Annotated in this window: 21 protein-coding genes and 1 tRNA gene; 9 read left to right on the forward strand and 13 right to left on the reverse strand. The window is 65.8% G+C overall.

The genetic code is table 11. The features are described 5' to 3' along the window. Positions 1-17: 17 nt before the first annotated feature. The 5 genes from A1351_RS21725 to rpe form a co-directional block, all read right to left on the reverse strand. Entirely contained in the window at positions 18-410 is a 393-nt protein-coding gene (locus A1351_RS21725; RefSeq protein WP_064033898.1) for a hypothetical protein, read from the reverse strand. Continuing rightward, a complete protein-coding gene (locus A1351_RS26310) occupies positions 302-616 on the reverse strand; it encodes a DUF6538 domain-containing protein (protein WP_371441517.1) in 315 nt (104 codons plus the stop codon). The genes A1351_RS21725 and A1351_RS26310 overlap by 109 nt, the downstream gene beginning before the upstream one ends. Positions 617-681: 65 nt before the next feature. Further along, positions 682-756 (reverse strand) — tRNA-Gln (locus tag A1351_RS21730). An 80-nt stretch (positions 757-836) separates the two neighbouring features. Further along, entirely contained in the window at positions 837-2,324 is a 1,488-nt protein-coding gene (locus A1351_RS21735; protein ID WP_024879311.1) for a pyruvate kinase, read from the reverse strand. Between the two features lie 79 nt (positions 2,325-2,403). Further along, positions 2,404-3,090 (reverse strand): ribulose-phosphate 3-epimerase, encoded by a 687-nt coding sequence (gene rpe, locus A1351_RS21740; RefSeq protein ID WP_064033899.1) that lies wholly within the window; start codon positions 3,088-3,090, stop codon positions 2,404-2,406. 179 nt (positions 3,091-3,269) lie between these two features. Between rpe and A1351_RS21745 the strand changes: the two genes are divergently transcribed. Beyond that, positions 3,270-3,632 carry a hypothetical protein gene (locus A1351_RS21745; protein ID WP_064033900.1) on the forward strand — a complete coding sequence of 121 codons (363 nt, stop codon included), beginning with the start codon at positions 3,270-3,272 and terminating at the stop codon, positions 3,630-3,632. Between the two features lie 53 nt (positions 3,633-3,685). On the opposite strand, the gene fba is transcribed toward A1351_RS21745, so the two are convergent. The 3 genes from fba to A1351_RS21760 all read right to left on the reverse strand — a co-directional run bounded on the left by fba (position 3,686) and on the right by A1351_RS21760 (position 7,925). Further along, on the reverse strand, positions 3,686-4,768 hold the full coding sequence (fba, locus tag A1351_RS21750; protein WP_064033901.1) for a class II fructose-bisphosphate aldolase: 1,083 nt from the start codon (positions 4,766-4,768) through the stop codon (positions 3,686-3,688). A 267-nt stretch (positions 4,769-5,035) separates the two neighbouring features. Then, a complete protein-coding gene (gene tkt, locus A1351_RS21755; protein ID WP_064033902.1) occupies positions 5,036-7,036 on the reverse strand; it encodes a transketolase in 2,001 nt (666 codons plus the stop codon). Between the two features lie 13 nt (positions 7,037-7,049). Next, the gene (locus A1351_RS21760; RefSeq protein ID WP_024879316.1) at positions 7,050-7,925 is read right to left on the reverse strand and encodes a phosphoribulokinase; all 876 of its coding nucleotides are present in this window, start codon (positions 7,923-7,925) and stop codon (positions 7,050-7,052) included. A 360-nt stretch (positions 7,926-8,285) separates the two neighbouring features. On the opposite strand from A1351_RS21760, the gene A1351_RS21765 reads away from it, so the two are divergent. Continuing rightward, positions 8,286-9,287 carry an adenosine kinase gene (locus tag A1351_RS21765; RefSeq protein WP_064033903.1) on the forward strand — a complete coding sequence of 334 codons (1,002 nt, stop codon included), beginning with the start codon at positions 8,286-8,288 and terminating at the stop codon, positions 9,285-9,287. Between the two features lie 149 nt (positions 9,288-9,436). Here the strand turns inward: A1351_RS21765 and A1351_RS21770 are convergent, their stop codons facing one another. Genes A1351_RS21770 through ubiE form a run of 3 tightly spaced genes read right to left on the reverse strand, consistent with a single transcriptional unit; the run spans position 9,437 to position 12,718 of the window. Beyond that, on the reverse strand, positions 9,437-10,345 hold the full coding sequence (locus A1351_RS21770) for a hypothetical protein (protein ID WP_157096439.1): 909 nt from the start codon (positions 10,343-10,345) through the stop codon (positions 9,437-9,439). Between the two features lie 5 nt (positions 10,346-10,350). Then, the gene (gene ubiB, locus A1351_RS21775; protein WP_064033905.1) at positions 10,351-11,919 is read right to left on the reverse strand and encodes a 2-polyprenylphenol 6-hydroxylase; all 1,569 of its coding nucleotides are present in this window, start codon (positions 11,917-11,919) and stop codon (positions 10,351-10,353) included. 37 nt (positions 11,920-11,956) lie between these two features. Next, positions 11,957-12,718 carry a bifunctional demethylmenaquinone methyltransferase/2-methoxy-6-polyprenyl-1,4-benzoquinol methylase UbiE gene (ubiE, locus tag A1351_RS21780; RefSeq protein ID WP_064033906.1) on the reverse strand — a complete coding sequence of 254 codons (762 nt, stop codon included), beginning with the start codon at positions 12,716-12,718 and terminating at the stop codon, positions 11,957-11,959. A 257-nt stretch (positions 12,719-12,975) separates the two neighbouring features. Here ubiE and thyX point away from each other — a divergent pair, with 257 nt between their 5' ends. The 3 genes from thyX (at position 12,976) to A1351_RS21795 (ending at position 15,528) form a co-directional block, all read left to right on the forward strand. Beyond that, the gene (gene thyX, locus A1351_RS21785) at positions 12,976-13,656 is read left to right on the forward strand and encodes an FAD-dependent thymidylate synthase (protein WP_064033907.1); all 681 of its coding nucleotides are present in this window, start codon (positions 12,976-12,978) and stop codon (positions 13,654-13,656) included. Positions 13,657-13,660: 4 nt separating this feature from the next. After that, a complete protein-coding gene (gene mutM / locus A1351_RS21790; protein ID WP_064033908.1) occupies positions 13,661-14,533 on the forward strand; it encodes a bifunctional DNA-formamidopyrimidine glycosylase/DNA-(apurinic or apyrimidinic site) lyase in 873 nt (290 codons plus the stop codon). A 119-nt stretch (positions 14,534-14,652) separates the two neighbouring features. Beyond that, a complete protein-coding gene (locus A1351_RS21795; protein ID WP_024879323.1) occupies positions 14,653-15,528 on the forward strand; it encodes an FkbM family methyltransferase in 876 nt (291 codons plus the stop codon). A gap of 58 nt (positions 15,529-15,586) precedes the next feature. Here the strand turns inward: A1351_RS21795 and A1351_RS21800 are convergent, their stop codons facing one another. After that, a complete protein-coding gene (locus tag A1351_RS21800) occupies positions 15,587-15,835 on the reverse strand; it encodes a hypothetical protein (RefSeq protein ID WP_024879324.1) in 249 nt (82 codons plus the stop codon). A 163-nt stretch (positions 15,836-15,998) separates the two neighbouring features. On the opposite strand from A1351_RS21800, the gene A1351_RS21805 reads away from it, so the two are divergent. From A1351_RS21805 to A1351_RS21820, 4 genes are all read left to right on the forward strand, one after another. Beyond that, complete coding sequence (locus A1351_RS21805; protein WP_024879325.1) at positions 15,999-16,754, forward strand: ABC transporter ATP-binding protein; 756 nt, start codon at positions 15,999-16,001, stop codon at positions 16,752-16,754. After that, positions 16,751-17,578, forward strand: a complete 828-nt coding sequence (locus A1351_RS21810; RefSeq protein ID WP_064033909.1) for an ABC transporter permease — start codon at positions 16,751-16,753, stop codon at positions 17,576-17,578. Before A1351_RS21805 ends, A1351_RS21810 begins: the two co-directional genes overlap by 4 nt. 165 nt (positions 17,579-17,743) lie before the next feature. Then, the gene (locus tag A1351_RS21815; RefSeq protein WP_064033915.1) at positions 17,744-18,424 is read left to right on the forward strand and encodes a response regulator transcription factor; all 681 of its coding nucleotides are present in this window, start codon (positions 17,744-17,746) and stop codon (positions 18,422-18,424) included. A gap of 56 nt (positions 18,425-18,480) precedes the next feature. Beyond that, positions 18,481-19,902 carry a HAMP domain-containing sensor histidine kinase gene (locus A1351_RS21820; protein ID WP_157096441.1) on the forward strand — a complete coding sequence of 474 codons (1,422 nt, stop codon included), beginning with the start codon at positions 18,481-18,483 and terminating at the stop codon, positions 19,900-19,902. On the opposite strand, the gene A1351_RS21825 is transcribed toward A1351_RS21820, so the two are convergent. After that, positions 19,863-20,705: a hypothetical protein gene (locus A1351_RS21825; protein ID WP_064033911.1), complete on the reverse strand. Its 843-nt coding sequence runs from the start codon at positions 20,703-20,705 to the stop codon at positions 19,863-19,865. The two genes, A1351_RS21820 and A1351_RS21825, sit on opposite strands and share 40 nt — an antisense overlap. Positions 20,706-20,734: the final 29 nt, after the last annotated feature.

Raw genomic sequence — 20,734 nt, forward strand, 5'->3', positions numbered from 1 at the left:
CATCTCCAGGGGCACGATCATCTATTGCCGAAAGACTTGCGCATGGAATGGATGACCTTCTTGCGCTCCTTGGCGTCGGGAATGGCTTGGTGTAGCCCGTCGATCAGCTCGTCATAGAGCCGATCGCCCAGAGGTGACGAGGATGTCGGCGATTTGAGATCGGGGAAGACCATCTCATAGCCGAGCGCTCTCACGGCTGCGACATAATCGAGAAAGCCGAGGCAGATGAGCTCTGGATGCAGGACGACCGAGCGCTCGGAATACAGATTCTTGATGCGCCGAACTTCGCTCGTTCTGATCGTTATATAATGGAGGCGCTGCGTCGAGGCAGCCGCGTGAAGACGACGCGGAACACCCTCTGGATTTGCGGCTGGGAGAGGCGACTGGTCATGGCGGCCGGAAAGAAACAACGATCGGCGAGCGCGGAAATCTGGCCCGCGAGGTAGCGCGCTCTCCCGGGGTTGCTGGCGCCCAGGCCGAGAATCAGGGTCGCAGAATTTCTCGATTCGGCAAGGGCCGATGGCAGTCGCCGCCGCCAATAATAGTACGCGCCGCGACGCACGACATGGGGGATGGCGGGCACGAAAATCTCCGTGGTGTACCAGCCATGTGTCACAAGGGATGTGGAAACTCGCCCCAGCTGAGGCGATTTTCAAGCGATTCCAACGATTTGCGGAATTCTGGCTGGGGCGGGAGGATTCGAACCTCCGTATGGCGGAATCAAAATCCGCTGCCTTACCACTTGGCGACGCCCCAATGCGCCGACCAGCCGAGTCGCCGGGCGGCGGCTATCCCATAATGCCCCGGCGTCGCCTCCGCAACTTTTTCGCGCGCCTCTAGTCCCAGGCGCGCAGCGGCGTGAAGCGGGCGAATTTTTTCGATTGATGGCGATCCATGCGGGCCAGCACGTCGCGCAGGAATGTCACCGCCTCGGCGAGATATGGCCCCTTGTTCAGCATCACGCATTCGGCGCGCTGCGCCATGGCGGCGTCTGTGGTCTCGGCCCGGCTCGGCGCGCCGTCCTTGATGAACTGGTCGAGCACCTGCGTCGCCCAGATCACCGGCACATGGGCGGCCTCGCAGAGCCATAAAATCTCCTCCTGCATCTCGGAGAGCCGGGCGAAGCCGAGCTCGACCGCGAGATCGCCGCGCGCGATCATCACCGCTGTCGGATGATGCAGCGCCGAGCGCAGAATGAGCCGCGGCAGATTGCGCACGGCGAGCGGCGTCTCGATCTTCAGCACGATCGTCTGCTTGGGCAGCGCGCCGCGCCGCGCCGCGAGATGGTCCTGGAGGAGATCGACGTCGGCGGGCTCCTGCACGAAGGAGAAGCCGACGAGATCGGCCTCGGCCGCGACGAAATCGAGATCGCGGAAATCTTTTGGCGTCAGCGGCGGCAGGCGCAGATCGATGGTGGGGAAATTGAGGCCCTTCTCGACCTTCAGCCGCTCGCCCTTGCCGCGGGCGCTGAACACTTCCAGCTCTACGGCGCCGGCGCTCACGGCGACGACCCGCGCGCCGATCTTCCCGTCATTGATCCACACCTCGGCGCCGGGCGTGAGCTGGTCGATCGCCTCGGGAAAGGAGGGCCGGATCGCGACCGGCCCGCCGGCGCGCGGATCGAGCGTCGCGACCATGGCGAAGCGGTCGCCGCGATAGAGGCGCAGCTTCTCGGGCGCGCGCAATTGCTCGATCCGGCATTTCGGCCCGGCGATGTCCATCAGCACGCGGCAATTGCGGCCGAGCGCGCGCTCGGCCGCGCGTATGTTGGCGATCATCGCTTTCCAGGCGGTGGCGTCGTCATGCGCGCAATTTATGCGCGCGCAGCCCATGCCGGCCTCCATCAGCCGACGGATCAGCTCGGGCTCGCTCGCCGCCTCACTCGGCAGCGTGACCATCACGACAGCGTGCGGCGTCGTGGGGACTGCGCCGAAAATCCGATCGCGCGCGGCGCTTATGGCGTCCTCGCCGGCGCGCATGGCGGCGGCGGTGGGGTAGGGGGCGTCTGCCTCGCCGGCGAGCCGCCGCAGCGTCGCCAGAAGCGCGTCCAGAGCCTCCATCACCTTGGCCTCGCTGCGGCCGAGCGACGAGAGGCCGAATGCCGAGAGGCGCGATTGCAGATCGCTGAGATCGCGGCGGCGCAGGGCGAGGTAATGGGCGAGATTTTCCGCCGCCGGCGCGGCTTCGGCCGGAAACGGTCCGCCCAAGCTCTCGATAAGCCTCTGGCCGTCGGCGACGACCTCCTCGCGCAAGCGCGACAGGGCGGTCAACAATTCATGGAGATCGGCGCGAGCTTCGCTCGCCTGCCTGAATTCGTCGTTCATTCGGGTCCACTCGCGGCGGGGGCCAGAAGCTTTCTCCCTCCATCGTGACGCTTTCGCAACGCCTCTGTGCGGCGCGCCGTCACACGGCCAGCGCGCCGGCGGCGGCGGCCGCGCCGCGCAGGGCGGCGATATTCTCGCGATAGTCCGAGGCGCCGCTGCCGGCGAAGACGGCGGAGCCGGCGACGAGAACATCGGCGCCGGCCTCGACGATCGCCGTCGCCGTCTGCCGCGTCACGCCGCCATCGACCTCGAGGAATATTTTGCGCCGGCCGATCATTTCCCGGATGCGGCGGATCTTGTCGATCTGCGAGGGGATGAAGCCTTGGCCGCCGAAGCCGGGGTCGACGCTCATCACCAGAATGAGATCGACATCGTCGAGCACATAATCGAGCGCGCGCTCGCTGGTTCCCGGATTGAGCGAGACGCCGGCCTTCTTGCCGAGCGAGCGAATGAGCCGCAGCGAGCGATGCAGATGCGCGCCGGCCTCGGCGTGCAGGGTGATGATGTCGGCGCCGGCCTCGGCGAAGGCCGCGACATAAGGATCGACCGGCTCGATCATCAGATGCGCGTCGAAGATGCATGACGCGTGCGGGCGCAGCGCCTTCACCACCGCGGGGCCGAAGGTGATGTTGGGCACGAAATGTCCGTCCATCACATCGAGATGAATCCAATCGGCGCCGGCCACGACCACGTCGCGCACCTCCTCGCCGAGCCGCGCGAAATCGGCGGAGAGAATGGAAGGGGCGATGATGATGTCATTCGTCATGTGAGAGGCTCCGTCGCAGCCGGCAGTCGAGTTGGTGGCGGGTCCCGCCGAGGGCGAATGCGCTCCAGAGGCCGCGTCGGCTCACGTCACGCAGATTTTGCAATGAACGTGCACCAGTGAGACGGCGGGACGCGCCCTGAACTGCTCGTCCGCCGCACATAACATAGAGTGGGGATCCCATGAAAAAAGCCATTGCTCTCGGAGCGCTGCTGGCGCTGTCGCTCACGAACGCTCTCGCCGCCGATTGCGTCGTTCGCATCAAGCGCACGGCCTGCGCCGGCCAGGAGGCGGAATCCTACAAGAAGTGCAACGGCAAGCAGGAGTGCGACACGCAGGAATCCGCTGAGAGCGAAGGCGAATGCTCCGCGTCGGCGCTGAAGCACTGCGACAACTCTCGCCTGGATATCACGAAATACAAGGTCGTGACGGCGACCTTCAAGGGCGCGGCGCTGACGGGCGGTTTCGCCGCCAGCGGCAAGCCCAGCGCGAAAGGCACGAATTTCTGCGCCGCCGATCGTCCCGATCTCAACCAGTGCAAATAAGCGCGAAGCGCGCATCGGCGCGCCCGATATTTGCGGGCGCGCCGTTTTAGACCTCACTCCGCGGCCCTCTTTTCCGCGAATTGCGGATCGAGCGCGCCGCTGGCGTAGCGCTTGGCCATGTCGGCGAGCGGGATCGGCTTGATCTTGCTCGCCTGGCCTGCGGCGCCGAATTCCTCATAGCGCTGCTTGCACACTTTGCGCATCGCCTCCTGCGCCGGCTTCAGATATTTGCGCGGATCGAACTCGCCCTTGTTCTTCAGCAGCGTCGCGCGGATGGAGGCGGTGATGGCGATGCGGCAGTCGGTGTCGATGTTGATCTTGCGCACGCCGAATTTAATGCCGCGCTGAATCTCCTCGACCGGCACGCCCCATGTCTGCGGCATCTCGCCGCCGGCCTCGTTGAAGGCGTCCTGCAAATCCTGCGGCACAGAGGAGGAGCCGTGCATCACCAGATGCGTGTTCGGCAGGCGATTGTGAATCTCCTCGATCACATGCATCGCGAGAATGGCGCCGTCGGGCTTGCGCGAGAATTTGTAGGCGCCATGCGAGGTGCCCATGGCGATGGCGAGAGCGTCGACCTTGGTGCGGGCGACGAAATCGACGGCTTGGCTGGGGTCGGTCAGCAGCTGGTCGTGGCTGAGCTTGCCCTCGGCGCCATGGCCATCCTCTTTCTCGCCCTCGCCGGTCTCCAGCGAGCCGAGCACGCCGAGCTCGCCCTCGACCGAAGCGCCGACCCAATGGGCGAGATCGACGACGCGGCGCGTCACCGCGACATTGTAGTCATAGCTCGCCGGCGTCTTGCCGTCGGCCTCGAGCGAGCCGTCCATCATCACCGAGGTGAAGCCGAAGCGGATGGCGCTGGCGCAGGTGGCTTCGCTATTGCCATGGTCCTGATGCATGACCAGCGGAATGTCGGGATACATGATCGCCAGCGCCTCGATCATCTTGGCCAGCATCACGTCATTGGCGTAGGAGCGGGCGCCGCGGCTCGCCTGGATGATGACCGGAGCGTCGACCGAGGCGGCCGCCTCCATGACCGCGAGGCCTTGCTCCATGTTGTTGATATTGAAGGCCGGCACGCCATAGTCGTGCTCGGCTGCGTGGTCGAGCAATTGTCTCAGGGTGATGAGCGCCATTTGCGGTGTCCTCCCAGTGCCGGAATTCGATTAAAGTCTACGGCGGCGCCGCCAGAGCAATGCGGGGGCGCAGGCCGATTCCGCTGATAGCGATATAGCGGAGCGCGGGCGATGTCATCACCTCCCGCGGCCGCTCGCCGAGAATTGCGGCGCCCTCTCGCGAGGGTTTCTCTTGGTCTATTCGCTCGAGCTCGAAATCGACTATTCATTCCCTGCCGGCGCGACGCCCGCGAAGCCGCGCGGGCGCCGTTCCGATCACGCCGATCGTCAGAGCAGCGCTTGCGCGGTCCCGGCGACGCCTTCGGCCGTTATGCCGAAGCGGGCGTAGAGCGCATCCGCCGGCGCGCTCGCGCCGAAGCCGGTCATGCCGACGAAAGCGCCGCGCTCGCCGATCCAGCGGTCCCAGCCGAGGCGCGCGGCGGCCTCCACGGCGACGCGCGGCGCCGAGCCGAGCACGCTGGCGCGATAGGTCGGCGATTGCGTCTCGAACAGCTCCCAGCAGGGCATGGAGACGACGGCGGCGCGCACGCCCCGCGTCCATAGAAGATCGGCGGCGGCGAGCGCGATCTGCACTTCCGAGCCGGTGGCGATGAGCGTCACATGGCGTCCGCCGCTCGGCTCGCGCAGCACATAGGCGCCGCGAGCGGTGAGATTCTCGCCGAGCGGCCGCTCCAGCGTCGCCAAATTCTGACGCGACAGGCTCAGCACGGAGGGTGTCGTCTTCGCATTGAGGGCGATTTCCCAGCTCTCCGCCGTCTCGATCGCGTCCGCCGGGCGGAACACATAGAGATTGGGCAGAGCGCGCAGCGAGGCGAGATGCTCGATCGGCTGATGCGTCGGCCCGTCCTCGCCGAGGCCGATCGAATCATGGGTCAGCACATAGACGACGCGCTGGCCCATCAGCGCGGAGAGGCGGATCGCGCCGCGCGCATAATCGGAGAAGACGAGAAAGGTTCCGCCATAGGGAACGAAGCCGCCATGCAGCGCTATGCCGTTCATTGCGGCGGCCATGCCGTGCTCGCGCACGCCATAATGAATGTAGCGGCCGGCGAAATTCTCCGCCGAGACGGAGCCGAGCCCTTTGGTGATGGTGAAGTTCGAATGGGTGAGATCGGCGGAGCCGCCGATCGTGGCGTCGGTCGCGGCGTTGATGACGCCGAGCACGGTCTCGGACGATTTGCGCGTCGCCACCTTGGGTCGCTCGGTGGCGAAGCTCTCGCGCAGCGCGCGCAGCGGCGCAGCCACCGCGCCGGAGACGTCGCCCTTCAGAAAATTCTCGAATGCGTCGCGCTTGGGCGAAGCGGCGAGTCGCTGCTCCCAGGCGAGCCTTTCGCTCGTCCCGCGACGGCCGGCGGCGCGCCAGGCCTCCAGCGTCTCCGCCGGAATCTCGAAGGGCTCATAGGGCCAGCCGAGCTCGGCGCGGGCGAGCTCGATCTCCGATGCGCCGAGGGGCGCGCCGTGAACCGTCTCCTTGCCCTGCTTGCCGGGCGCGCCATAGCCGATGACGCTGCGGCAGGCGATCAGCGACGGGCGCGGGTCCTGCTGCGCGGCGGCGAGCGCGGCGGCGATCTCCGCCGGCGCATGGCCATCGACGCGCTGCACATGCCAGCCGGAGGCGGCGAAGCGCGCGAGCTGGTCGGTGGAGGTGGAGAGCGTCGTCGGCCCGTCGATGGAAATGCCATTGTCGTCCCACAGCACGATCAGCCGGCCGAGCTTCAAATGGCCGGCGAGGTCGATCGCCTCATGGCTGACGCCTTCCATCAGGCAGCCGTCGCCGGCGATGACATAGGTGCGATGGTCGACGATCTCGTCGCCGAAACGCGCCGCCTGCAGCCGCTCCGCAATGGCGAGGCCGACGGCAGTGGCGAGGCCCTGGCCGAGAGGGCCGGTCGTCGTCTCGACGCCGACGGTGTGGCCGAACTCCGGATGGCCGGGGGTCTTGGAGTCGAGCTGGCGGAAATTCTTCAGATCGTCGATCGAGACGCCCGGATAGCCGAGCAGATAGACGAGGGCATAGAGCAGCATGGAGCCATGCCCCGCCGACAGCACGAAGCGGTCGCGGTCCGCCCAGTCCGGCGCGGCGGCGTCGAATTTCACGAACTGACGAAACAGCACCGCGGCGACGTCGGCCATGCCCATGGGCATGCCGGGATGGCCGGATTTGGCCTTCTCCACCGCGTCCATCGCCAGCGCGCGAATGGCGTTGGCGGCGCGGCGCTCGTCCTCGGCCGCGGCGACTTCGACGACAGTTTCCAAGACATTCGACATCTGGTTCGTTTCCTCAGGCTTCGCCACGTTTGCGTTTCATCAGCTCCAATATCCGCGGCGTGAGTATGAGCTGCATGGCGAGATCGAGCTTATTGCCCGGAATGACGATGGAATTGGCGCGCGACATCCAGCTGCCGGCGATCATCGTCACGAGATAGGGGAAATCGACGCCGCGCGGATCGCGAAAGCGAATGACGACGATCGATTCGTCCGGGCTCGGAATGGAGCGCGCGACGAAGGGGTTCGACGTGTCCACTGTCGCTGCGCGCTGGAAGTTGATGTCCGTCTCCGAGAATTGCGGGCAGATGTAATACACATAATCGTGCATCCGGCGCAGGATCGTCTCGGTGACGGCCTCGGTGGTGTAGCCGCGCGTGTTGCGGTCGCGATGGAGCTTCTGCGTCCATTCCAGATTGATGACCGGCACGACGCCGATCTTCAGATCGGCGTAGCGCGCGACATTGACCTCCTCGGTCACGACTGCGCCATGCAGGCCTTCGTAGAACAAAAGGTCGGTATTGGCGGGCAGCTCGCGCCAGGGCGTGAAAGTGCCGGGCGGCGAGGCGAGCACGGCGCCCTCGTTCGCGTCATGGACATAATGGCGATATTGCCCGCTTCCGGTCTCGCCATATTCTTTGAACAGATTTTCGAGCTCGCCGAGCAGATTGGCCTCGGGACCGAAATGGCTGAAATGCTGATTGCCCTGCGCCTGAGCGTCGCTCATGGCGGCTTTCATCTGGTTGCGGTCGTAACGATGGAAGGAATCGCCTTCCACATAGGCGACCTCCACCTTCTCGCGGCGGAAAATCTGCTCGAATGTCTGCTTGACCGAGCTCGTGCCAGCGCCGGACGAGCCGGTGATCGAGATGATCGGATGCTTGATCGACATGACGACGCTCACCGCAGGCCGGAACGGGACGCGCAGGCCGGGAGGGCCGCGCGCGGGTTGCGCGGCCGCCGTCTTTCGCCGACGCGGCCGCGCAGCAATTCTCCTACAAGAAAAGCCGGGCGTTTGCTCGGCCCGCGCAAAAAATAATCTCGGCCGCCGCCGGCGGCCGTCCCATGCGCCGGGCTGGATTTTATTTTATTATTATATATCAGTAATTTATGTTGGTATCTCGGTCTCTCTCCCTCCGGCCGTCGCTACGGCCCTGCGGCGGAGCGGTCGAGCGCTCGGTTGACCTCCCGGCGGGGTCGATTAGAGAGAGCGCTCCGGCGCTCGCGCCCCCGTTCTGCAGCAGGTGATTTCATGTCCGCCACCTATGACGTCCTCGGCGTCGGAAACGCCATTGTCGACACACTCTCGCGCGCGGAGGACGATCAGCTGGTCGCCGCCGGTCTCCACAAGGGCGCGATGCAGCTCGTCGATGAAGCCCGCGCCGCCGAGATCTACGCGGCCATGGGGCCGACGACGGTTATGTCCGGCGGCTCGGCGGCCAACACTCTGGTCGGCGTCGCCGGCTTCGGCCTGGCCGCCGCCTTCATCGGCAAGGTGAAGGACGATGACGCCGGGCGCGAGTTCGCCCATGACATTCGCAAGGCCGGCGTCGCCTTCGACACGCCTGTCGCCGCCGATGGCGCGGCCACCGCGCGTTGCCTCATTCTGGTGACGCCGGACGGCCAGCGCACGATGAACACTTTCCTCGGCGCCTGCCAGGCTCTCGGTCCGGAGGACATCGACGAGGCGCTCGTGCGCTCGTCCAAAATCCTCTATCTCGAAGGCTATCTCTGGGATCCGCCGGCCGCCAAGGAGGCTTTTCTGAAGGCCGCCAAGGCCAGCCGCGCCGCCGGCAATCGCGTCGCGCTCTCGCTGTCCGACGCGTTCTGCGTCGATCGCTATCGCGGCGAGTTCTTGGGGCTGGTGCGCGACGGCCTCGTCGATATTCTCTTCGCCAATGAGAGCGAATTGCATTCGCTCTATGAGACCGCCGATTTCGCGACGGCGGCCAAGGCGCTCGGCGCCGAGGCCAATCTTCTCGGCGTGGTCACGCGCTCCGAGAAAGGCGTCGTCGTCGTCGAGGGGAAGAAATGCGTCACCGTTCCGGCCTATCCGGTGACGGAAGTGGTGGACACCACCGGCGCCGGCGATCTCTTCGCCGCGGGTTTCCTCGCCGGCCTCGCACGCGGCGCGCTCTATGAAGGCGCGGCCTCGCTGGGCGCGCTGGCGGCGGCGGAGATCATCGCCCATGTCGGCGCGCGGCCGCAGAAGGATCTGCTCCAGCTCGCCCGCGACCACGGCCTGCTGGCCTGAAGCGGCGCGCGCTTTTACCTCCCCCTAGAGGGGGGAGGTCGAGCGCGAATGCGCTCGGGAGGGGGTGAAACCCCCGAGTCTTTGTCGTTGAACCCCACCCCGGACCGCTTTGCGGTCCGACCCTCCCCCTAGAGGGGAGGGTGGCGCCCTCAGCGCTTCGTCGCGGCCAATTTGTCGGCGAGCGCCTGCGCTTCCTGCGTCAGCGCGGCGAAGAATTTCTCCGATTTCGCATGTTCGGCGAAGCAGTGGCGGAAGGCGGAGGAGCCTTCCTCCTGCAGCTTCGAATATTTCTCGAAATCCTTCTCGTCGGCGAGGCCGGAGGCGGAATAGGAATCCATCGCCTTCTTGGCCTTGGCCTGATGCTCGCTCCAGATTTTCTCGCAGGCGGGCGCAGATTCGATCTTCGCCTTGGCCGGCGTCGAGGCGATATAGAGCCGCCCTTCGCTGGCGACGGCGACGATGATCTCGTCGGGCAGCGTGCCGCCGGCGTCGTCCTGGCTGCGCAGATCGAGGAGGGCGGTCGCCAGCGTCGCCGCTGCGGGCTTGGCGATAGGCAGATCGGCGTATTTCTCGACGCCCGCGTCCGGGCTCACCGCCAGAGTGTAGAAATAGGGCGAAGGCAGCGCCTCACCGAGCGACTGCGGCGGCTTCTCGCCCTTCAGCCAATTCTTGCGATGCGCGCGCAAAAAGGCTTCGGCGAGGCTCTGCGTGGAGACGGTGAGCTGCGATTTGTCGTCGTCGCCGGAGAAGGCGAGGCCGTCGAGCTGATCCGCGCCGACGCCGTCGAATAGCGTCTCTATGCTGTATTTGCCGAGCTTCTGAAAACCGGGAACCGAGACGGGGCCGATGATCGCCTCCATCTTCTCGCCGAGCTCTTTGAGCGTCTTCTGCTCCTCCGCCTCGGCCGCTCCGGCGGCTTTGCCGGCGGCCTCCAGCTTGCGGAGCTTGGCGGTCGAGCGGTCGCGGAGGGAAATATAGGCTTCCTCCGGCGTCGCGGCCGTGGCGGCGAGGGGCGTGAAGGCGAGCAGGAGCGCGAGCGAAGCCGTTTTCGCCATCATCGATCTCACCTCATCCAGTGAATGGCCAGCAGCGCCACCAGCACGACGGCCAGCATGAACCAGCGATCCGACCGCCGCCGCGCCCGCGCCAGACCTTCGAGCGAATCTTCCGACAGCCGCAGGCCCTTCGTGCCGGCGGACGCCAGCATTTCGACGGCCGCCTCGGCGTCATTGAGCAGCTTGGGCAGGCGCGTCGTGAATTTGGCGACCTCGATCGCAGCGCGGCCGGCGTCCTCGAGCTTGGCCTTGGGACCGAGATTATCCTCGATCCAGCTGCGCACGACCGGATCGGACGTCCGCCAAATATTCAGCGTCGGATCGAGCGAGCGGGCGACGCCCTCGGCCACCACCATGGTCTTTTGCAGCAGCACCAGCTCGGTGCGGGTGCGCATGTCGAACAGCGCCGTCACCTCGAAGAGCAGAGTGAGCAGCCGCGCCATGGAGATGTCTTGCGCATTCACCGTATGCAGCGGCTCGCCAATGGCGCGCAGCGCCTGCGAGAATTCCTCGACCGAGTGAATCGGCGGCACATAGCCGGCCTCGAAATGCACCTCGGCGACGCGCTTGTAATCGCGGGTGATGAAGCCGAACAGGATTTCAGCCAGAAAGCGCCGCTCCTTGAAGCCGAGCCGGCCCATGATGCCGAAATCGATGGCGACGAGCCGTCCCTTGCGATCGACGAAGAGATTGCCCTGATGCATGTCGGCGTGGAAGAAGCCGTCCCGCATCGCCGTGCGCAGGAAGGACTGCAGCACCTTGCGGCCGAGATCCTTCAGATCATGGCTCATGGCGGCGACGCGCGCGATGTCCGACAGCGGCGCGCCGTCGATCCATTCCAGCGTCAGCACCTCGCGGGTCGTGCGGTCCCAATCGACGCCGGGGGCGCGAATGTCTGGATCGTCGGCCACATTGTCGCGAAATTCCGAGGCCGCCGCCGCCTCGAGGCGGAAATCGGTCTCGAGCTTCACCGAGCGGGCCAGCGTGTCGACGACCTGGATCATCCGCAGCCGCCGCGCCTCCGCCGAGAAACGCTCTGCGGCGCGAGCGAGAATATACATATCGGCGAGATCGCGGCGGAACTGCCGTTCCACATCCGGCCGCAGCACCTTCACCGCGACCTTGCGCTCGCCCTCCGCATAGGCGACGCGGGCCGGATGGACCTGGGCGATGGAGGCCGCCGCCACCGGCTCGCCGAAGGAGAGGAAAATCTCGTCGATCGGCTTGCCGAAGGCTTTTTCGATGATCTCGACCGCGGCCTTGCGGCCGAAGGGCTCCATTCGATCTTGCAGCGCGGTCAGCGCGTCGGCGATTTCGCCGCCGACCACATCCGGGCGCGTGGCCAGAAACTGGCCGAGCTTCACATAGGAGGGGCCGATCTGCGCGAAGGCGCGCACCAGCGCCTGCGGCGCGCCGCCAGCGCTGCTGCCGGGCTTGGCCAAAAGATTGCCGAAGCGCAGCAGAAATTGCGCCGGGACGGGCAGGATGGCCGGATCGACGCTCTTGAACACGCCTTCGCGCGCCAGAATGAAGCCGGCGCGCGCCAGTCGGAAGAAATGCCCGAAGCCGATGAGCACGAAGAGCCGCCGTTCGTCTTTTGGTTTTCGGGAAAGATCAGAGCTTCCAGCCGGAGTGGATCGCCACCACGCCGCCCGTCAGCCGCTCGAAGCCCGTGCGGCGGAAGCCGGCGCGCCGGATCATCCGCTCGAACTCGTCTGCGCGGGGGAAGCGCTGAATGGATTCGACGAGATAGCGATAGGGCTCGCCGTCGCCGGCGACGAGCTTGCCGATCGCCGGGATCACATTGAAGGAATAGGCCTCGTAGATCTTGTCGAGGCCCGGAATCGCGACCTGCGAGAATTCCAGGCACAGGAACCGCCCGCCGGGCTTCAGCACGCGATGCGCCTCGGCCAGCGCCACCTCGATCCGCGGCACGTTGCGAATGCCGAAGGCGATCGTATAGGCGTCGAAATGCGCGTCGGGGAAGGGCAGGGATTCGGCGTTGGCCTGGACGAATTCCAGCTTGTCGGAGAGGCCGCGCTCCTGCGCGCGGTCGCGGCCGACGTCCAGCATGTCGCCGTTGATGTCGAGCACGACGATCTCCGCCTCCGGCCCGGCGGCCTTGGCGATGCGGAAGGCGATGTCGCCCGTGCCGCCGGCGACGTCCAGATGGCGGAAGGGGCCGCGGCGGGAGGGCCGCACCTTGGCGGCGAAGACATCCTTCCACAGTCTGTGCATGCCGCCGGACATCAGATCGTTCATAATGTCGTAGCGGCGCGCCACCTTGTGGAAAACATCGTCCACGAGGCCTTGTTTTTCGTCCAATCCGACTTCGGAGAAACCGAAATGGGTCGAGGTCTCGCGCTCAGAGGTCATAATCTCTCGGGTCCGGTGGCGTTCCGGGCGATATAACGCGCCTTTGCGCCTATGGCTATGGCTGGGGGCGAAATGGGCGTAGATGAGGGCGCGGAGCCCAAGCGCCCCCTCCCCAGCCCTCCCCCGCTTCGCGGGAGAGGGAGTAGGATTCGGGGCTGGCCGAGGTTTCACGAAACGCCGATCGTTGGCGTCCCCCTCTCCCGCAGAGCGGGGGAGGGCCGGGGAGGGGGCGCGCGGAGCGCTTGGAAGAGAAACGAATGTCCGATCAGATCAAAGTCCTGGACCATGGTTTCGTCCGCCTCGTCGATCATATGGGCTCGGACCTCTCCATCGTGCGCGCGGCCCGCGTCTCCTATGACGCCGCCTGGCGCGCCGGCGAGAATGAGGGCTCCGACAAGAAGCTCATCGATTACCTCTGGAAGAACCGCCATACGACGCCCTTCGAGGCGGTGGAGTTCCAATTCGAGGTGATGGCGCCGATCTTCGTGCTGCGCCAATGGCACCGGCACCGCACCTGGACCTATAATGAGCTTTCCGGCCGCTACCGCGAATTGCCGGAGACCTATTACCTCCCCGACCCGGAAAACATCGGCGAGCAGGCGACGACCAATAAGCAGGGCCGACAGCCCGGCGGCGATCTCGAGGCGCGCCGCGCCGAGGTGGAGAAGCTGCGCGCCGGCTTCGAGGCCGCCTTCGCCACCTATCACGAGCTGCTGGCCGCCGGCTGGCCGCGCGAGCTGGCCCGCACTGTTCTGCCAGTCTCCACCTACAGCCATATGTTCGCAAAGGTCAATTTACTGAATTTATTTAAGTTTCTGTCGCTCCGCGCCGATCCGCACGCGCAATATGAGATCCGCGTCTACGCCGAGGCGATGGAAAAGCTCATCGAGCCCATTGTCCCAGTCGCCGTCGCGGCCTGGAAGGCGGGGCGGTTCTGAGCCCATGCCCGAGCTGCCCGAGGTCGAGACGGTCCGCCGCGGGCTCGAGCCCGTCTTCACCGGCTCGGGCCTCGCGCAGGTGGAGCTGCGCCGCGCCGATCTGCGCTTTCCCTTTCCGCAGGGCTTTGCCGCGCGGCTCGCGGGACGGCGCGTCGAGGCGCTGAAGCGGCGGGCGAAATATCTCTTGGGCGAGCTGGACAGCGGCGAGACGCTCATCATGCATCTGGGCATGAGCGGCTCCTTCCGCATCGACGCCGACGACCCCGAGGGCTCCTATCACCGCGCCGTCACCACAAAGCCGGCGCATGACCATGTCGTGTTCCATTTCACGAGCGGCGCGAGCGTCACCTATAACGACCCGCGCCGTTTCGGCTTCATGCTGCTGGTCCCGCGCGGCGAGATGGCGGCGCATCCGCTGTTCAATGGTCTCGGAGTCGAGCCGCTGGGGCCGGAGCTGACGCCGCAGCGTCTCGCCGAGGAGCTGCGCGGCCGCAAGGCGCCGCTGAAAGCCGCTCTGCTCGATCAGCGCATCATCGCCGGCCTCGGCAATATTTATGTCTGCGAGGCGATGCACCGCTCGCATCTCTCGCCCCTGCGCGCCGCCGGAACGTTGGTCGACGCCAAGGGCAAGCCGAAACGCGGTCTTTCCGATCTCGTCGAGGCGATAAGACAAGTGCTCGGCGAGGCGATAGAGGCGGGCGGCTCCAGCCTGCGCGACCATCGCCAGACCGATGGCTCGCTCGGCTATTTCCAACACTCTTTCCGCGTCTATGACCGCGAGGACGCGCCCTGTCCGACGCCCGGCTGCCGCGGCCATGTCTCGCGCGTGATTCAGAGCGGGCGCTCGACCTTCTTCTGCCGCGACTGCCAGAAGTGAGCGCGCCAGTCCCGCGCAAGCGGCGGCGCTCAAAGCTCGCTCATACTCGCGGATGATTCTGAGCGCTCCGTCCTCGCCGATCGACGCGCCGGCCATCGGGCGCAGCGGAGGAGAGTTTCATGGATAATGCGGACGCGCTCCCTCCTTTCATCGAGCTCGCCGGGGCGAGCGTCCCGCATAAGATCATCGACATTGGCGCGCGCCATATCAGCGGCGAGCCGGTCTATGCGCCTCTGCTGCGCGGCGGCGAGGCGACCATCGTCGGCTTCGAGCCCGACGAGGCCGCCGTCGAAGAGCTGAACGCGCGCAAAAATCCGGGCGATGTCTATCTGCCGCACGCGGTCGGCGATGGCGGACGCCATACGCTGCACATATGCGCCGCGCGCGACATGACCTCGCTGCTGAAGCCCAATCCGGCGGCGATGGAGATGTTCCACGGCTTTCCTGTCTGGTCGGAAGTCGTCGCGACGCAAGAGATCGACACTGTGCGGCTCGACGATGTGGCCGAGACAGAAGGCGCGACCTTTCTGGAATTGGACGTGCAGGGCGCGGAGCTGATGATCCTGCAAAACGCCGTCGAAAGACTGCGGCGCGCCTATGTTCTCCATATCGAGGTCGAGTTCCTGCCGCTCTATGAAGGCCAGCCGCTATTCTCGGAAATAGAGCTGTTTCTGCGTACGCAGGGCTATGTGCTGCATCGCTTCACGCCGATGATGAGCCGCGTGCTGAAGCCGCTGATGCTCGGCAATGATATTTTCGCGGGCATGAGCCAGATCGTCTGGAGCGACGCCATTTTCGTGCGCGACTTCATGCGTCTCGATCTGCTCGCCGATGACGAGCTGATCGGCGTCGCGCAGATCGCGCATGATTGCTATCGCTCTGCCGATCTCGCTCTGCGCCTGCTCACCGAGCATGATCGCAGAAGCGGCCGCAATCTGGCGCGCGCTTATATGTTCGGCCTACGCCATCGGGCGCCGCGCGAGGCTGCGGAGTAGGCGGTAGCGGTCGCGTGACTTCGAGGAGGGGCGAGCGCCCCTCCGCGTCCTTTCAGCGTCAGAAGCCGAAGAATTTCTCGCGCAGCGCGTCCTCATAGTCTTCCTTGGCGGCCAAGGCTTTGTTGCGGGCCTCGTCCTCGTCGAAATGCGCCTGCTCCCATTTGTCGACCTCGGCCACGGAATGCGGCGCGACAGTGACGAGCGCCTCTTCTTTCCGGATCGCCGCGATCCACTCCTCCATCGCCGCTTTGTACAGGGTCTGCAACTCGTCGAGCTCGGCGAATTCTTCGGCGGCCTGTTCATTCATGTCCGTCGTCCCTTTCCCGCGTTTGGGGAGTTGCAGGATAGGCGGTCCAAATGAAGGGACTGCGACGAGCGACGCTCGCGGGATTTCCCGCGCGCTCGACGGAATTTGCTTTCCCGACGCATTTTGCCGATAAGAAGCCGTCCTCCGCAAACCCCCGCACATCATGTCGCTCGAAACCGTTCCCGTCCTTCGCGTGGATGGCGTCTCCAAAACCTACGCCGAGACCGTGGCCGTGAAGCCGCTGAGCTTCGCGCTTCCCGCCGGCTCGGTGACGGGTCTGCTCGGCGGCAATGGCGCCGGCAAGACGACGACCATCGGCATGGTCATGGGCCTCATCGAGCCGACGACGGGAACCATCGAGATCTTCGGCCGTGATTTTCTGAAAGACCGCTATCACGCGCTCGGCCGCATGAATTTCGAGAGCCCTTATGTGGATATGCCGCATCGTCTCACCGTGCGGCAGAATCTCACCGTCTTCGGCCGGCTCTACGGCGTACGCGGCGTCGCCGACAAGATCGAGGAGCTGGCCGCCGATCTCGCCTTGAAAGAATTTCTCGATCGCCCGAGCGGGCGTCTCTCCGCCGGGCAGAAGACGCGCGTCGCGCTCGCCAAGGCGCTCATCAACGAGCCGGAGCTGCTGCTGCTCGACGAGCCCACCGCCTCGCTCGATCCCGACACCGCCGATTGGGTGCGCGGGCATCTCGAGGATTATCGCCGCCGCCGCAATTGCGCGATCCTGCTCGCCTCGCACAATATGGCGGAGGTGGAGCGCCTCTGCGATCGCGTGATGATGCTGAAGGAGGGAAGCCTCGTCGACGACGGCTCGCCCGCCGAGCTGCTCGCGCGCTATGGCCGCGGCAATCTCGAGGAAGTGTTTCTCGATGTCGCGCGCGGCCGCGGCAATGGAGGCGCCGCATGAGCGCGTCTTTGGAATTCTCGATCGCGCGCGTCGGCGCGATGACCTTGCGCTATTCCTATCTGCTGCGCTCCTCCATGCCGCGCATGCTGGAGATGATGTATTGGCCCACGGTGCAAATGCTCACCTGGGGCTTTCTGCAGACCTATCTCCTGCGCGCGCCGGGCGGTCTCGCGGGCGCCGATAAGACGACGATCGCCGCCGGCTCGCTCATCGGCGCGGTGCTGCTGTGGGACATATTGCTGCGCGGCCAGCAGGGATTTTCTTTCTCCTTTCTCGAGGAGATGTGGTCGCGCAATATCGCCAATCTCTTCATGAGCCCATTGCGGCCGGCGGAATTCGTCGCGTCCATGATGGCGATGAGTCTCATTCGTCTCTTCGTCGGCATGGTTCCGGTGACGATCCTGGCCATTTGGTTCTTCGGCTTCAATCTCTGGGCGCTCGGCTTCGCCTTCGTGGCCTTTTTCGCCATTCTCATCATCTTCGCCTGGAGCGTCGGACTCTTTGTGTCCGGCCTGTTGCTGCGTTACGGCCTCGGAGCGGAAAGTCTCGTCTGGTCGCTGATGTTCGTCATTCAGCCGCTCGGCTGCGTCTATTACCCGGTCTCCGTTCTTCCCGGCTGGCTGCAGCCGATCTGCTGGGCCTTGCCGCCGACTTATGTGTTCGAGGGGCTGCGCGCCGTGCTCGTCGATCACGCGCTGCGGCTCGATCTCATGTTTTATGGCTTGGCGTTGGATGCGGCGCTGTTCGTCGCGGCGGCGTTCGCTTTCGTGCGCCTGCTCGCTGCGGCGCGGCGCGCCGGGACGCTGCTGCAGACGGGCGAATGACGCGCCTTTCGGCGGCCTGTCTCGTCCGCCGCTAAAGCGGATTTCCTGTTGCGGCATGACTGCCGGCGCTCGATAATGGATCGACAGCCGCTCGTTCGGCGCGCCGACGCTCGGCGCGCGCGCCTTCGCTCCTCGCCTGTCGAGTTCGATGGGAACAGCAGCTCGATGCGTATTCTGATCGTCGAAGATCAACCCGATATTTCCACGCTCATCGCCGATCGCGTTCGGCGCGCCGGCTATGCTCCCCATTGCGTCCAGGCTCTGGCCGATATTCCCGAGGCGCTCGGCGCCTGCGATTATTCGGTGATGCTGCTCGACCGGCGCTTGCCCGATGGCGATGGCCTGTCGATCGTCGCCGCGGCCAAGCGCATTCGCCCTGGCATACGCATTCTGGTGGTGACGGCGGCCCGCTCGATCGAGGATCGCGTGGACGGGCTCGACGCCGGCGTCGATGATTATCTGACCAAGCCCTTCTCGACCGAGGAGCTGCTGGCGCGCATTCGCGCCAGCCTTCGGCGTCCCGGCGGCGAGCCGGCGCCGCCGGTCGTCGTCGGCAGGCTCTCCTTCGATCTCAATTCGGAGAGCGCCTCCGTCGGCGGGTTTCCGCTCGTCGTGCCGCGGCGGGAGCTGGTGCTGCTCGGCGCGCTGATGCGCCGCGCCGGACGCGCGGTCACTTTCGCGGCGCTGCTGCAAGAGATCTACGGCTCGGACGAGCATAAGCACATTGGCGCGCTGAAGATGGTAGCGATGCGATTGCGTCATCGCTTGGACGAGCAGGACGCCGGCGTCGAGATTCACGCGCCGCGCGGCATCGGCTATCTCATCCGCGGGGCGCGCGGGCCGTGAGACTCCGCGCGATGAGGCCATGGTCTTCGATGCCGCCGTCATCGAGGCTGCAATCGTTGTCGTCGCGATTGATCGTCTATGCGATCATCGGCTCCATTCTCGGCTATCTCATTCTGCCGCCCGTGATCGTCGTCGCCGTCCTGGTCTTGGTCCGGCCGGGAGGCGTCGCGGCTCTCGACGAGCTGCTGCGTCCGCGTGTGCAGGAGATGATGCTCGCGGCGCTGCGAAAGGACGCAGGCGGCGCAGGATCGATCACGATGACCGACGCATTGCGGGATTTTATTTCCGAGCACCCGGATTTTCGTTTTGGCGCCTTCGATCCGCGCACGGGGAAAGCGCTGTCGGGATCGTCGCCGGAAATGGCGGAGGCGTTCGAAGGCGTCGGCCGCCTCAAGCTGTCGAGATCGCCTATTCAAATCATTGTGGACGGAGCGGCGCGCAAAGGCGAGTCCTTCGTTCTCGACTCGCAGGTCGGCGAGGTCGTCGTCGCAACCGGCGGAGCGCAGTATCGATGGCGTGATTTCATGCGCTTGCCCTTCTATACGGCCACCCTGCCCGGCGCGATGTTCTTCCTTCCGAATTGGGTGGCCATGTGCCTCATCGCGCTCTTCGTCGTCCGTCGCGGTCTCGCGCCCATGCGCGCGGCGGCGGCGCAGATCGCGACGATCGACGTGAATTCGCTGAAGGAGGGCGTCGATCCCGACGAGGCGCCGTCGGAGATGCGGCCTTTCGTCGAGGCGGTGAACAAGGCTTTCGAGCGGGTGCGGGAAGGCGTCGAGCGCCAGAGGCGCTTCTCCGCCAATTCCGCGCATGAGCTGCGCACGCCGATCACCATTTTGCGCGCGCGCCTCGGCAAGATGGAGGAGGGGCCGCTCAAAGCCGAGATCGAGCGCGACGTCTTGCGCGTGCAGACGATCGTCGAGCAGATGCTGCTGCTCGCGCAGATCAGGGAGCGCGGGCCGATCGCGCCGCAGAGGATCGATCTGCACGATATCGTGCTGAGCGTCGCGGCCGATTATGTGCCGATCGCGATCGGCGATGATCGCGACATTCAGCTCGAGGCGCCGTCGCGCCATGTGATCGCGCTCGGATTGCGCTGGAGCGTCGAGAGCATCGTCGCCAATCTCATCGCCAATGCGGTGCGCGCCGAGCCCAGAGGCGGCGCCGTCGTCGTTCGCGTGCTGCCCGATTGCGTGATCGAGGTCGTCGATCACGGGACCGGCGTCGCCGAAGCCGATCGCAGCCGTATCTTCGAGCCCTTCTGGCGCAAGGACGAGACGACGCCCGGCACGGGGCTCGGCCTGTCGATCGTCCGCGAGCTGGTCGAGCTGCAGGGCGGCGAGCTCGGCGTCGTGGAGACGCCGGGCGGCGGCGCGACCTTCCGTTTGCGTCTCCCTGCGGCCGGCGCCGAGTCGGAGCCGACGGCGACCGGCGCCGTTCAGCCCTCGCTCGACCAGCGCTGCGAGCGCAGCGCCTGAGCGATCGCCTCGGCGCGCGCCTCGGGCGTCGCGGGCTCGATCGGCAGGCAGGCGTTGCGCGCCGTCTCCAGCAGCACGGCCTTGGGATAGGCCTCGCCGGAGCGCCCGGAATGGGCGGTGAAATCGCAGCTGCACACTTCCATCAGCAGCGCGAAGCTCTCCGGCGCGTCGAAGGCGCCGAGCCGCTCCAGCATTTGCGCCACTGGGCCGGCGCGCACTTCCGAGGCGCGATGCACGCGCTCGCATTCGGACAGCGCCGTCAGCGCCAGCGGGACGCAATCGGCGGGAACGCCGAAACGCTCGGCGATCGAATTTATGCGCGGGCCGCCGCGGTCTATGTGCTTGTAATGATGCGGGAGATGCTCGCGCGGCGAATCCCCCTTGCCGACATTCATCACCAGCAGAGCGAAGCGCACGGGAAGCGGCGCGTCTCTGCGCCCGGCCTCGTCCAGCGAGCGCAGCAAATGGGCGCCGAGATCGACCTCGGACTGGCCATCCGACAATTGCGGAACGCCGAACAGCGCGTCGACCTCCGGCAGAACGACCTGCAGCGCGCCGCAGATGCGCAGCACGCGGAACGCCTTGCCGGGCGCCGGCCCGCCGAGCGAGAGCAGCAGCTCCGGCCAGACATCGGCCGGATCGAGGCCGGCGAGGCAGCCGCTCTCGACCTGCTCGGCCATGAGATCGAGGGTCTCCTCGCCGGGATCGTCATCGGTCTCGGCGAGCAGCGCCGCCATTCGGAGAAGGCCGAGGCCGGGGTCGGTCTGGCCGAATTCGGGCAGGAAAAAAGGTTCTGAGGGCATGAGGCTTCGCGCGTGTGTGGTCGGCTGAC

The organism is Methylosinus sp. R-45379, assembly GCF_001644125.1.
GTDB lineage: Bacteria > Pseudomonadota > Alphaproteobacteria > Rhizobiales > Beijerinckiaceae > Methylosinus.